This window comes from Pedobacter sp. (genome assembly GCF_035566355.1).
Classification (GTDB): Bacteria; Bacteroidota; Bacteroidia; order Sphingobacteriales; family Sphingobacteriaceae; genus Pedobacter.
This window is the reverse complement of the sequence record NZ_DATMRL010000457.1, coordinates 1-13,386: the sequence shown is the minus strand read 5'-3', so window position 1 is coordinate 13,386 and position 13,386 is coordinate 1. Positions and strand designations below refer to the sequence as shown.

Annotated in this window: 10 protein-coding genes; 8 read left to right on the top strand and 2 right to left on the bottom strand. The window is 41.5% G+C overall.

From position 1 onward, the window contains the following. The 4 genes from VNZ46_RS17595 to VNZ46_RS17580 form a co-directional block, all read left to right on the top strand. The coding region (locus VNZ46_RS17595; RefSeq protein ID WP_325561347.1) for a sulfate adenylyltransferase subunit 1 at positions 1 to 961 on the top strand (961 nt) is incomplete at its 5' end. Between the two features lie 349 nt (positions 962 to 1,310). After that, entirely contained in the window at positions 1,311 to 2,384 is a 1,074-nt protein-coding gene (locus VNZ46_RS17590; protein ID WP_325561346.1) for a hypothetical protein, read from the top strand. A gap of 318 nt (positions 2,385 to 2,702) precedes the next feature. Next, positions 2,703 to 4,109: a glycogen synthase gene (locus VNZ46_RS17585; protein ID WP_325561345.1), complete on the top strand. Its 1,407-nt coding sequence runs from the start codon at positions 2,703 to 2,705 to the stop codon at positions 4,107 to 4,109. An 11-nt stretch (positions 4,110 to 4,120) separates the two neighbouring features. Next, a complete protein-coding gene (locus VNZ46_RS17580) occupies positions 4,121 to 5,392 on the top strand; it encodes a glucose-1-phosphate adenylyltransferase (RefSeq protein WP_325561344.1) in 1,272 nt (423 codons plus the stop codon). Here the strand turns inward: VNZ46_RS17580 and VNZ46_RS17575 are convergent, their stop codons facing one another. Continuing rightward, a complete protein-coding gene (locus VNZ46_RS17575; RefSeq protein ID WP_325561343.1) occupies positions 5,393 to 6,748 on the bottom strand; it encodes a sensor histidine kinase in 1,356 nt (451 codons plus the stop codon). Further along, a complete protein-coding gene (locus VNZ46_RS17570) occupies positions 6,748 to 8,118 on the bottom strand; it encodes a sigma-54 dependent transcriptional regulator (RefSeq protein ID WP_325561342.1) in 1,371 nt (456 codons plus the stop codon). The genes VNZ46_RS17575 and VNZ46_RS17570 overlap by 1 nt, the downstream gene beginning before the upstream one ends. Positions 8,119 to 8,268: 150 nt before the next feature. Here VNZ46_RS17570 and VNZ46_RS17565 point away from each other — a divergent pair, with 150 nt between their 5' ends. From VNZ46_RS17565 to VNZ46_RS17550, 4 genes are all read left to right on the top strand, one after another. Beyond that, positions 8,269 to 9,564, top strand: a complete 1,296-nt coding sequence (locus VNZ46_RS17565) for an efflux RND transporter periplasmic adaptor subunit (RefSeq protein WP_325561341.1) — start codon at positions 8,269 to 8,271, stop codon at positions 9,562 to 9,564. A 51-nt stretch (positions 9,565 to 9,615) separates the two neighbouring features. Then, on the top strand, positions 9,616 to 10,314 hold the full coding sequence (locus tag VNZ46_RS17560) for an ABC transporter ATP-binding protein (RefSeq protein ID WP_133780560.1): 699 nt from the start codon (positions 9,616 to 9,618) through the stop codon (positions 10,312 to 10,314). A gap of 1 nt (position 10,315) precedes the next feature. Further along, complete coding sequence (locus VNZ46_RS17555) at positions 10,316 to 12,679, top strand: ABC transporter permease (protein ID WP_325561340.1); 2,364 nt, start codon at positions 10,316 to 10,318, stop codon at positions 12,677 to 12,679. Positions 12,680 to 12,696: 17 nt separating this feature from the next. Then, positions 12,697 to 13,386, top strand: a 690-nt coding sequence (locus tag VNZ46_RS17550) for an ABC transporter permease (RefSeq protein ID WP_325561339.1), incomplete at its 3' end; no start/stop codon positions are given.

Genomic DNA, 13,386 nt, shown 5'->3' with positions numbered 1-13,386 from the left:
CATGGTTACGGGTGCTTCTACAGCGAAACTGGCTATTATCCTGATTGACGCCCGTAATGGTGTGGTGGAACAAACCATCCGGCATTCTTACCTGGTTTCTTTACTTGGGATAGAACATGTAGTGGTCTGCTTAAATAAAATGGATATGGTGGGCTACAGTGAGACGGTATTTCATGCGATTACGGAAAAATATAAAGCTTTGGCGGCAGAACTTAACCTGAAGGAGGTGACCTTCATTCCGGTGAGTGCCCTGAAAGGGGATAATGTTGTCAATGAGTCTGAGCATATGCAATGGTATCAGGGCAGAAGTTTGCTGCACTTTCTGGAGAGTGTGGATGTGGAGGATGCGTTGCCTTATAACCTGGCCAGGATGCCGGTACAGTGGGTGATCCGCCCTCAGACAGATGAATTACACGATTACCGTGGTTATGCAGGTCGTATTCTAAGTGGTTCTTTTAACGTTAATGATAGGGTAACGGTGTTGCCTTCGGGACACAGTTCTGTGATTGACCGGATAGAGATTTTTGATCAGAGACCTGTGGAGGCTTTTGCCGGGCAGTCGGTTACGATTCACCTGAAAGATAATATTGACGTCAGCAGGGGTGATGTATTGGTGAATTCTGATCATTTGCCACAGCGTTCGCAGGTGATAGAGGCGGATTTATGCTGGATGGATGCGCGTCCGCTGGATGACAGTATTACGTATTTGTTGCAGCACAATAGTAAGATTACTAAATGTAAGATCAGGGAGATTGTGTATAAAGTGGATATCAATACACTTGAAAAACAGGATGCGCATGATTTTAAGCTGAACGATATTGGACGTGTGGTTTTGAAAACGGCGGATGAATTGCCTTTTGACTTGTATACCGAGAATAAGGCAAATGGTGCGGCGATATTGGTGGACAGCAGGACAAATCTGACCGTGGCTGCATTGATGTTTAGAAATGTAAGCTATTAAGTAAAAAATCGATATACTCTTCGGAGACTACGCTTTCTGCGCGCCGCTTTGCGGCCTGCTTCGAAAGCTGAGGTCTCCTCTGAGTAATATCGATTTTTTCTGGGCGCTTAGCTGGGGGGAGAGTCCGGGCTGGGCGTATAGGAGTTGATACGTCTTACCTGTCACCACCCTCCTCTGCAATTTGCTAAGGAAAATTCTCGTACGCTGCGGAAAGACCTCAGAGATCTGTCCGCTCCTTCAGCGGACCTGATATCGTTAGTCTTGAAGCAGCTGTACAGAATTTTCCGACATAATTCATTTCCTTTTAAACCAAAGAAATTTCTAATCTTTGTTTACCTAAGAAAACAACATGAATTTAAACATCTGTCTGCAAAGAGTGGGGATTGTCTTGGCGTTTATGACGCTTTCTGTGTCCGTTCGGGCGCAGCATTTTAAGCTAAAAAAATTTAGTGAGGAAGATCTGGATTTTTTCCTTTTAACAGGAAAAACGCCTGCTGAAAAGCAAATCAATACTTTTTTGCACGGAGCTGAACTGCATAGTCTTCCTGGTAAGTATAAGCAAAGTCCTTTTGAATCTATACGGCCGGCCGCTGGTTCCAATCAAGGGGTAACTGGATTGAGGTATACCGTGCTGAACAATACCAGCCAGATCTTTTCGGTGGAGGTGAACGGAGAATACAGTTCTGCTTCTCTCAATGAATATGGACATGTCTATAATTTTGATGCTTCTACCGGGAAACTGATCAAATTCAGGGACTTGCTTACGGATGCTGGGTATGAAGCCATAAATAAGATCGTGATTTCCAATCGTAAGAAACGGTTGAGTGCATATCTCAAAAACATGAAAGATGTTACCGGGGGGTATAAAGCTGTTTATACGACCTATTCAGAATGTCTTCGGGATATGGAGGGGGATGAGCTCAATGACGATGACCTGAAATTCCAAAAGGAGGGGCTGCTGCTCATCAGGAGGTCCTGTTCGGGGCAGCATTATTTCCAGGCACTGGAAGACAAAGCCGATGTTTACAATAACCGCTTAACTTTAAAGTCTCTGGAGCCATATCTGAACGCGTATGGTAAATGCCTGCTACTGACTAAAAATGCGAACTGTACTCCAACTATTGCAAAAGGTTTTCATGAAGGGCTTTATACTGGAAAGATCAATCATCAATATGCGATTACTTTAGTGATTGACCGTATTTACAAAGACCGGATTTATGCTTCCTATTACTATGACAAGGTTGGAAAGGAGATCAACCTCAGATGCAGTATGGAGAAAGGACAATTAAAAATGAAAGAAGACAATATGGACGGTAAGGAAAATAATTCTTCTGCCACTTTTCAGCTTTCTTTGCCTTCTAATGGCAAGATGACCGGGATCTGGAGTAATGGAAAAAACACGTACCCCGTAGAACTTCAGTAAGCAAAGTACCCGGTCGCCTCCTTCTTCTGCAATTTGCTGCGGAAAATTCTCGTACGCTGCGGAAAGACCTCAGAGATCTGCGGCTTCTTCAGCCGCCTGATATCGTTAGTCTTGAAGTAGCTGTACAGAATTTTCCGACATCATTCACTTCCTTTCTTGTGACGATCTGAACTTTAATCTTCGTAAAACCCCACATACTTTCAGATGGTCTATTTTCGAAATTAGATCAAATCGGGCCAAACAAAATTATTTTGGCCTAAATATTTGCTTTACGTATTCTAATCCCTAATTTGAGATAGTTTTTGAAACCGTTAAATTATGGAGATTATACATGTAAGTGCCGAGTGTTATCCCGTTGCAAAAGTAGGGGGATTGGGAGATGTAGTTGGTGCTTTACCCAAATATCAGAATAAGCTTGGGCATTTTGCAAAAGTAGTGATGCCGGCCTATGAAACCCGGTTTATGCAGGAAAATGAATTTGAAGTGGTGTATGATGGCTGGGGCAAACTGGGCTTTCGTGATTTTACGGTACGGATATTCAGGGAGAAGACCAATAAACTCGGGTTTGACCTTTTCCTTGTCCATATTGCCGGGCTGACAGACCGCCCTCAGGTGTATGGTTATGACGACGATACGGAACGTTTCCTTGCTTTTCAGATTGCCATTCTGGACTGGATAGAACAATGGGAACACCAGCCGGATGTGGTCCACTGCCATGATCATCATACAGGTTTAATTCCTTTTATGATGTCACACTGCGTTCGCTACAGGAAACTCAGCAGGGTACCCAGCATTTTGACCATTCACAATGCACAATACCAGGGTCAATTCGGATGGGACAAGCTCCACTATATACCCGCATTTGATACCTGGAAATCAGGGCAACTGGACTGGAAAGGTGCGATTAATCCGCTTGCGGCTGCAATTAAATGTGCCTGGAGGGTAACGACGGTATCACCAAGCTATTTGGACGAGATCCGTTACAATGCCAATGGCCTTGAAGAATTACTTGCCCAGGAACGTGGGAAGTCTGTAGGTATCCTCAATGGCATTGATAATGAAGTCTGGGATCCGGCAAAAGACCCCATGTTGAATAAAAACTTTACCATAAAAACTGCAGAAAGTGGAAAAACGGCAAACAAAGCTGCGCTTTGTGATGTTTTTGGCTTGAATCCGGCAAAGCCGCTATTTACCTTTATTGGCAGGCTGGTTGGAGAAAAGGGCGCAGATTTGCTTCCTGATATTTTTTACAATGCTTTAAATCATTTTGAGGGAGAGGTTAATATATTGGTTTTAGGTTCTGGCGATCCGCAGGTAGAAGGAAGATTAATGCATTTGAAAAATTTATTTCCAAAGAATTATAATGCCTATATAGGGTATAACGAACAATTGTCTCACCAGATCTATGCGGGTGCAGACTTTCTGTTAATGCCTTCCAGAGTAGAACCTTGCGGGTTAAACCAAATGTATGCCCTGCGTTACGGTACAGTACCTGTTGTGAGAAGGATCGGAGGATTAAAGGATACCGTGATTGATATTGGAGATGGCGGATTCGGCATATGTCATGACCAGACCAGTATCTGGGATGTAGGCCACGCCATAGGAAGAGCCTATGAGCTTTATAAAGAGAAAATAAGGATGAAAGAGATCCGGAAATACATGATGCAGCTGGATCACTCCTGGGATAGGGCTGCACAACAATATATAGATTTATACCAAATGTAAAATTAAGAGTTATGACCGAAAAAGTTTTGGGTGTTATCCTTGGCGGTGGCCAGGGTTCCCGCTTGTCTCCGCTTACCCAAACCCGCTCCAAACCAGCGGTGCCTATTGCCGGTAAGTACCGTTTAGTTGATATTCCTATATCAAATTGTTTAAATTCGGGCATACACCGCATGTTTGTACTGACACAATTTAATTCGGCATCTTTAAACAAGCATATTAAGAATACCTATCATTTCAGTCATTTCAGTGATGCTTTTGTAGACATTCTGGCTGCAGAGCAAACACCGGAGAACCCAACCTGGTTCCAGGGTACGGCAGATGCTGTAAGACAAACCATGCACCATTTGCTGAATCATGAATTTGAATATGTACTGATCCTTTCGGGAGACCAGTTGTACCAGATGGACTTTAATGAAATGCTGGAAGCGCACATTAAAAGTGAGGCAGAGATTTCCCTGGCAACGATTCCGGTTACTGCAAAAGATGCAACAGATTTTGGGATACTGAAAGCCAATGAAGAAAATATTATTACTTCTTTTATAGAAAAACCGGCTGCAGAATTATTGAAAGACTGGTCTTCGGATACTGGTGAGGCGATGCATGCCGAAGGAAGAGATTTTTTGGCTTCCATGGGTATTTATATCTTTAATAAGGATTTGCTGATTAAGATTTTTGCAGAAAACCCGGATGAGAAAGACTTTGGGAAGGAGATTATTCCTCGTGTGATTGAAGAACACCGTGTCCTAAGCTTTCAATATGAAGGCTACTGGACTGATATTGGTAATATTTCCTCTTTCTTTGAGGCCAATCTTGGTCTGACAGATGATATTCCTAAGTTTAATTTGTTCGACAGCCAGCACAGTATTTTTACCCGCCCAAGGATGCTTCCACCATCTAAAATTTTAGGAACAACATTGGATAAGGCTGTGATTGCCGAGGGATGTATCCTGCAGGCAGACGACATTAAGCATACCGTAATTGGCATCCGTTCCAGGATAGGAAAGGGGACTAAAGTAGAGCACGCTTATATTATGGGCAGTGATCGGTACCAGACCCTGGAAGAGATCCAGGAGGAAACCGACCGTGGCCATCCATTGATCGGTATTGGGGAAAGATGTGTGATTTCGAATGCGATCCTGGATAAAAACTGTAAGATCGGTAATGATGTTCAGATTATAGGAGGTACGCACCTTGCAAACGGTGATTTTGGTACTTATGCTGTTAAGGATGGTATTGTCGTTGTTAAAAAGGGCGCAATTATTCCTAATGGCACTAAAATTTAATTATTGATATTTAAACACCAGGGAGAAAACAGTCTTTTCGAAAGGAATGGAATTGACTTCCAAACTTCCCTGGTGCATTTTCATAATGTTTCGGGTAATGGTTAATCCAATACCCGAGCCATTTTTCCTTGTGGTAAAGAAGGGTACAAATATCTTATCGATCAGTTCAGGATCTACACCTTTACCATTGTCAGATACATCCAGGAAAAGCCGGTTTTGTTCTAAACGGTAATTGATTTCAATGACGGGAAGTTCACAGCCTTCAACAGCATGAATACTATTGGTGACCAGGTTAATCAAGGCTTGTTCTATGAGTTTAAGGTCTAGTTTGATGGTTATCTTTGAAGAGGTTTGTTCAATTTTTAGCTGGATGTTCTTGCCAGAAGCAAAAGGCTGCATCAGGACCTTAATGTGTTGAAGGATCTCGCCAATGGTATGACTCTGCAGGTCAGGGGTAGGTAATTCTGCAATTAAGCGGTAATCTTTAACAAAGTCAAGGAGACCTTCGGACCGTCTTTTTATGGTTTGTAATGCAGGCTTCAGGTCTTCCAGATCTTCAGCATCCAAAGTTTCTTTATTGGCCACCATACGGTGTACTGTGTCTGATAAGGAACTGATGGGGGTTATGGAATTCAGAATTTCGTGGGAAATTACGCCGATCAGTCTGTTCCAGGCTTCTGCTTCTTTTTGCTCTATCTCGTCTTTAATGTTCTGGAAGCAGATAATGATATAATCCGTATGGTACAAGTTTAAAGGAATTACTTCTGTTGACAGTTGTGTCAGCTTATCCTGTATTTTCAGCTCTATAAATTTTTTACCACCTTCTTTAATATTGTTGATTTCTGTTGTGAAGAAAGGCAAGTGCTTTTTTAAACGGTGCCAGTATTTATAGGCAGGGACCTGGAGCAGATTTGTAGCAGCCATATTAAAGAAAACAATTTCCGATTGGACCGTATCTATTTCTTTGTCTTTCACTACAATAACACCAACAGGAACTTGTTCCAGAATGGTTTTTATCAGCTGGAACATGGAATCTTTTTCCAGGTGGATGTCTTTATGGATTTTAATGATATCGTTGAAAGATTCATACAGTTCCGGAAAACTGCCTCTGGTCACTTTATTTTTAAAGTTAATGGTGTTGTCCTGCATCTTAACCGCCAGAATGAAGCGCTTAATGTCTTCCCTCATTTGGTTAATGTAATAGTAAAGGGAAATGATGCTGGTCAGGAGAATAAGGCCAATGCCTGAAATGGTAAACCAGAGTTCTGTATTTCTGACGAGATAAACCAGGAGTATAGCCAGCATATTGATAAACAATAACCGGATGAGTAGCTGGAAGGTGAAACTTTTAAACATTACAGGTCGAATTTTTCTATGCGTCTGTATAATGCTGCGCGGGTTAGTCCCAGTTCTGATGCAGCCCTGGAGATATTGCCTTTATGTTTATCTATGGCCTTCTGGACCATGAGTTTCTCCATGTCTTCCAGGGCCATATCGGCTTGCATAACGGGGGCACCCCCAAATTTCTGCGGACTGAGCTGCAGATCGTCTGTACTGATGTGCAGACCGTCAGACATGATGACCGCTCTTTCAATGACATGTTGCAGTTCGCGCACATTTCCGGGCCATTGGTAACTCAACAGCATCTGTTCTGCTTTAGAATCAAATTTTTGAAGGTTCTTGTGGTATTTTACGTTGAAACTCTGCAGAAAGTGCTCGGCGAGCAGCAAAATATCGTCTCCGCGATGAGAAAGCGGCGGCAAGACCAGTTCTACGGTATTGATCCTGAATAGCAAATCCTGACGGAAAGTACCTTTACCGACCATCTCATTTAAAGGCATATTGGTTGCGGTAATTAAACGTACATTGATTTTTCTTTCCTTGCTTTCTCCGAGTCGGTTTACTGTTCTGTTTTGAATCACACTTAAAAGTTTGGCTTGCAGGGGCAAGGTCAGGTTACCAATTTCATCTAGAAAAATGGTGCCACCCTCGGCCAGTTCAAAACGGCCGGGTTTGTCTTCTTTTGCATCTGTAAAAGCACCCTTGGCATAACCAAAAAGTTCACTCTCAAAAAGGTTTTCATTGAGGGAGCCCAGATCTACATGCATAAAGATGTTGTTTTTACGCAAAGAGTGTTTGTGCAACTCATAGGCAAATACCTGTTTTCCAGTTCCGTTTTCTCCAAGGATGAGTACATTGGCATCTGTTGGCGCAACCTTGACCAGCGTACCTTGGAGTCTCTTCACGGGTTCTGAGTTGCCTACGATATGTTCAAAAGCCCGCGCCATGTCTTTTTGCATGGAACTGTGGATCTTCTCCAGTTTTTTAACTTTTTTGGTAGATTGCCTTAACCTGGATGCGGAAGACAGGGTTGCAAAAAGCTTATCGTTTTCCCAGGGTTTGAGGATAAAGTCTGTAGCTCCTTTTTTTATGGCCTGAACTGCCAGCTCCACATTCCCATAGGCAGTCATTAAGATCACGACATAGTCTTTGTCTATCGAGAGAATATGCTCCAGCCAGTATAAGCCTTCCCGTCCATCGCTTGCACCTTTCTGGTAGTTCATGTCGAGCAGAATGATGTCAATTTCGTTGCGGCTCAGCAGTACATTAATTTCTTTGGGCGATTTACAGATGATCACTTGTTTAAAATGCTGCTTCAGGAAAAGCTTAGCGCTGAGCAGGATGTCATCATCATCATCTATTACTAAAACGTTGGCATCTATCATTTTCAGGAAATTAATTATGGTTAAATTTGGTTTAATGTGATCAAAAATACATAAAGTGTTCGATGATGTACAACAACTGTCCGCTTATGAACAGTTATACTTTGTTATTGATTTTAACTTATTGATAATTAGGGTTATAATTATTGTTTTTTGCTTTGGCATACCCTTGGCTATTCTCCGGACAATAAGGTGATAGATCACATGGACAAGAAAATAGAAAAAAAGAGATTCAATAAAAAAACGATACTGATGATGGTTGGTGGCCTTGTGTTTTTAGGCCTGGTGGCTTATGGATACAGTTTGTCGCTTCATAAGGTATATAAAGCAGATGCAGATAAAATTACAATCAGTAAGGTTATTTACGGTGATTTTGAAGATGTGGCCTTATTAAATGCGAGTGTGGTGCCTTTAACTTCAGTTATCGTAAGTTCTTCTGAAGGTGGAACTGTAGCGGAGATCTTTACCGAAAATGGGGCGTCTGTGGTAAAAGGAACGCCCTTGTTGAGGATAGCAAATCCCAACGCGCTTTCCAATTACACCAGCAGTGAAACCAGCATTACCGAACAAATCAATCAATTGCGGAAGGTAAGACTGGATCTGGAGCAGAACCAGCGGGTGATGAGCCAGGACATGATGGTGATTGAAAATAGTTTAAGATCGGCTACAAGAAAATATAAAACTGATAGTATTCTATATGCTAAAAAGATCATCACCAGAGAAGAATTCAGTGCATCCAGCCAGGATTATGAGTACTATATGGGGCGGAAGGATATCCTGAAACAAGCCATAAAACAGGAAAATCAAAGCCGGGTAATGCAATTGAAGCAAATTGATATTTCTGTAAGCAGAATGAATGAAAGTTTGGAAACCATTCGTCAGAATATTGAAAATATGACCATTAAAGCACCAGTGGCTGGTCGATTATCTTCTTATGACCCTGTGATTGGAAAATCCTATAACTCCAATGAAATGTTAGGAAAGATTGATGTGATGCAGGGGTATAAGCTACAGGCCGGTGTAGATGAATATTATATTAACCGGGTAAAGGAAGGGCAAAAGGCGACTTGTGAGTTTGACGGAAAGACCTATCAGCTTTCGGTCAGAAAAGTGATCCCGGAAGTAACTGCCGGACAATTTCAGATAGAACTGGTATTTGAAGGTAAATCGCCCGATGAATTGAGAAGGGGTTTATCTTTACAGGTGAAACTCACCTTGTCTGATAATAGTAAATCGCTGTTGCTGGCACAAGGGCAGTTCTTTCAAAGTACGGGGGGAAGTTGGGTATTTGTGGTTAAAGATGGACAGGCGACCAAAAGAAATATAAAAGTAGGTCGTAAGAATTTTAAATATTACGAAGTTATGGAAGGCTTGCAAAAAGACGAGGAGGTAATTACTTCTTCTTACGATCAATATAATCAATACGATATTATTCAAATTAATAAATAAAAATACAGTGCTGAACACTGCTTTATCTCAAAATGCTATTAAACAAAGGCTATGATAAGAATTGAAAACCTCGAAAAAGTTTATAAAACTGAAGAAATTGAAACGACAGCTTTAAATGGAATCAACCTGCATGTGAAAGAAGGGGAATTCGTTTCTATCATGGGGCCATCGGGATGCGGTAAATCTACCTTGCTAAATGTAATGGGATTACTGGATAAACCAGAAAGCGGAAGTTATAAGTTTATGGAAACAGAGCTGCTGAAGCTGAATGACCGGGAACGTTCTAATTTCAGGAAGAAACATATGGGTTTTGTTTTTCAGAATTTCAACCTGATCGATGAACTTACTGTTTTCGAAAATATTGAGCTGCCTCTTATTTATAATAAAATTCCAGCTGCAGAGCGTAAAAGACTGGTTAATGAGATCATTGAAAGAATGAATATTGTGAACCGGAGCGGTCACTTTCCACAGCAGCTTTCCGGGGGACAGCAGCAACGTGTAGCGGTGGCCAGGGCGCTGGTCACCAAACCAAAACTGGTGCTGGCGGATGAGCCTACGGGTAATCTTGACAGTTCTCATGGTAATGAGGTGATGGAGCTTTTGTGTGAGTTGAACGAAACCGGGACTACGATTGTGATGGTGACCCACTCTTCGCATGATGCGAGTTTTTCTAACCGGATCATCAACTTGAAAGATGGCCATGTGATCTCTGAGAAAATCAATAAAGGACGTACTGAAGAATTGATATAAGATGTTTAAACTGAATTTGAGCATAGCCCTTCGAAGCTTATGGAAACATAAGGGGTATACCCTGATCAATGTGGGCGGTCTGGCACTTGGGTTGGCCAGCTGTATGTTGTTGTTGCTGTATGTGGCTTATGAATGGGGCTATGACAAACAGTTTTCCAATTACAAGACTACTTATGTGACCTACAATAATCAAACTGCAAATGGAACGATTCTTAGCTTTAATGCCACCCCGGGAGTATTGGCCGAGGCGGTTAAAGCAGAGATTCCAGGTGTAGAGCATGCGGTTCATGTGTCATATCCTGATGAAAGATTGCTGACCTATAACCGGAATAGTTTTAAAAAGACGGCTTTGTTTACCGGGCCAGATTTTTTTAAAATATTTGATTTTAAGGTACTGAAAGGAAATCCTGCTGCGTTGTTAAAAAATCCGGATGGGGTGGTGCTTTCTCAGTCTATGGCTAAGGCGTTGTTTGGAAATGAAGACCCGGTTAATAAAACTATTAAACTGGACAATACAGAGGTTTTAAAGGTGGAAGGCGTGGTTGCTGATGCACCAAAAAACTGCAGTATCAGTTTCGATTATTTGCTCAGCTGGACCATGTTTGAAAAAATCAATCCCTGGGCAAAGGGAAATATATGGGGCAGTAACTTTTGTACGACCTTTGTTCAGCTAAAAGACAACAGCTTTTTTGATAAAGCCAATACCCAGATCCATGGTATGATCAAGGCCAAAGAAAAAGGCAGCAATGGCGAACCTTTTCTCCATCCCTTATCCAAGTGGCATTTGTACAGCACTTTTGAAGGTGGAAAATCTGTTGGTGGAAAAATACAGCAGCTGCAGATCTTTTTTATGCTGGCCTTCTGTATACTGCTCATTGCCTGTGTGAATTTTATGAACTTGTCTACGGCCAGGTCTGAAAAGAGGTCTAAGGAAGTGGGCGTACGTAAGGCTATCGGTTCTTCCCGGAAGGATCTGATCCGCCAGTTTTTGATGGAGTCTGTTTTGCTTTCTTTAATTAGTATGGTATTCGCCTTTATTTTGCTGGAAATTGCATTACCTTATTTTAATGGTCTGCTTGGAATAGCGCTTGTGATTGAATACAGTTCCTGGCAGTTCTGGACGGTTCTGCTTTTGCTGGCATTGTTTACTGGGATTATAGCGGGCAGTTATCCTGCTTTTTATCTTTCTTCTTTTGATCCGATAAAGGTTTTGAAGGGCTTTACCTTACCTGGAAATTCTTCTTTATCTATCCGGAAATTACTTGTGGTCTTTCAGTTTGTATTTGCTGCCTGCCTGATCATTTGTATTACTGTTATTTATCAACAACTGAATTATATTAAGAACAAGCCAATTGGCTACGATAAAAATAACCTGATTGAGATTCCGGTTCAGGGAAACCTGAAGGATGCAGGTAAATTTCAGGTGCTTAAAGACGAGCTGCTGAAATCCGGATATGCGAGTGGGGTAAGTTATTCTTCCAGGACGATTACAGGTGGGGGAAATAACGGTTATGGTGTGTCATGGCCGGGAAAGAATCCGGAAGAAAAAATATTGGTGAACTATAGGAATACAGGTTATGATATGATCAAAACAGCAGGAATGGAATTGACTGCCGGACGGGATTTTTCTATAAGTCATGCGGATTCGACTAGTGTAATTATCAATGAAACATTGGCCAAGATTATGGGGATAAAGGAGCCGGTAGGATCGAAGATTACCTGGGACGATACTCCGGTGACTATTATTGGTGTGGTAAAGGATTATGTGTTTGAATCTCCTTATCAAAAAACCAGTGCACTGATCATGTCTCACACTAAATATATTGGATCGGCGATGCTGATCAGAGTATCGCCAGATCAGAACCTGAGTAAAGCCGTTCAGTTTATTGAAGATAAAATCAAAACATTGAATCCCGAGTATCCTGTAGATAAGCATTTTGTAAATGAGGATTTTGAAATGAAATTCCAGAATGAAAAACTTTTGGGTACGATATCAAACTGGTTTGGAGGCTTTGCTATATTTATCTCCTGCCTGGGTTTACTGGGGCTGGCTCTGTATATGGCTGAACAGCGGAAAAGAGAGATCAGTATCCGGAAAGTGCTCGGGGCAGATTCCCTTAATATCCTGATTCTGCTGAATGCTGATTTCATTAAACTGGTTCTTATTGCAAACCTGATTGCTTTTCCGCTGGGTTACGTAATTGTGAATAAATGGCTTTCTGGTTACGACTTCAGGATTGGTATATCTGTTCTTCCTTTTGCAGTGGCCTTTCTGTTGTCCGTGTTGATTGCGCTGCTTACGGTCAGCATACAGTCGTTTAAAGTAGCAAAAGCGAATCCGGTGGATGCACTTAAATATGAATAACCCAAAAATAACCTCCTATGTTTAAACTGAATTTGAAAATCGCTTTGCGGAACCTCTGGAAAAATAAAGGTTATACCTTCATTAATGTGGGTGGTTTGGCTATCGGATTGGCTAGTTGCATGGTACTGCTGCTTTATGTAGCATACGAATGGGGCTATGATAAACAGTTTAAAAATTACGATAAGACTTATATTGCCTATCATAATTCTAAAACAACAGCAAAAACGTTTACCTGGGCGGGTACACCAGGAGTGATGGCCAAGGAGGTCCGAAGTAAAGTTCCGGGTATAACCTATGTATCCCGTTCTTCTTTTCCAAGCCCGCAGCTGGTGAGCTATAACGAAAACAGGTTTAAAAAAGATGCAGTGTATGCTGATCCTGAATTTCTTAAGATCCTGGACTATAAATTTATTAGGGGAAATCCAGATAAAGTACTGAAGGACATCAATTCTATTATTTTAACAGAAACGATGGCCAGAAATTTATTTGGAAATGAAGATCCGCTTAATAAGACTGTAAAGTTAGATAGCAAGTATGTATTAAATGTAGAAGCCGTTATTGCAGATGTACCAAAAAACAGCAGCTTTCAATTTGATTACCTGATGCCATGGGATCTTTTTGCAGAGCAAAATCCCTGGGTTAAAACTTCCGACTGGGGAAATAATTTTTGTACGACCTTGATTCAGTTAAAAGACAATGCATCTTTT

Excerpts from the sequence above, each read along its gene's own strand:
- VNZ46_RS17555 (WP_325561340.1), top strand. The coding sequence starts at position 10,316 with ATGTTTAAACTGAATTTGAGCATAGCCCTTCGAAGCTTATGGAAACAT.
- VNZ46_RS17585 (WP_325561345.1), top strand. The coding sequence starts at position 2,703 with ATGGAGATTATACATGTAAGTGCCGAGTGTTATCCCGTTGCAAAAGTA.
- VNZ46_RS17560 (WP_133780560.1), top strand. The coding sequence starts at position 9,616 with ATGATAAGAATTGAAAACCTCGAAAAAGTTTATAAAACTGAAGAAATT.
- VNZ46_RS17590 (WP_325561346.1), top strand. The coding sequence starts at position 1,311 with ATGAATTTAAACATCTGTCTGCAAAGAGTGGGGATTGTCTTGGCGTTT.
- VNZ46_RS17580 (WP_325561344.1), top strand. The coding sequence starts at position 4,121 with ATGACCGAAAAAGTTTTGGGTGTTATCCTTGGCGGTGGCCAGGGTTCC.
- VNZ46_RS17570 (WP_325561342.1), bottom strand. The coding sequence starts at position 8,118 with ATGATAGATGCCAACGTTTTAGTAATAGATGATGATGATGACATCCTG.
- VNZ46_RS17575 (WP_325561343.1), bottom strand. The coding sequence starts at position 6,748 with ATGTTTAAAAGTTTCACCTTCCAGCTACTCATCCGGTTATTGTTTATC.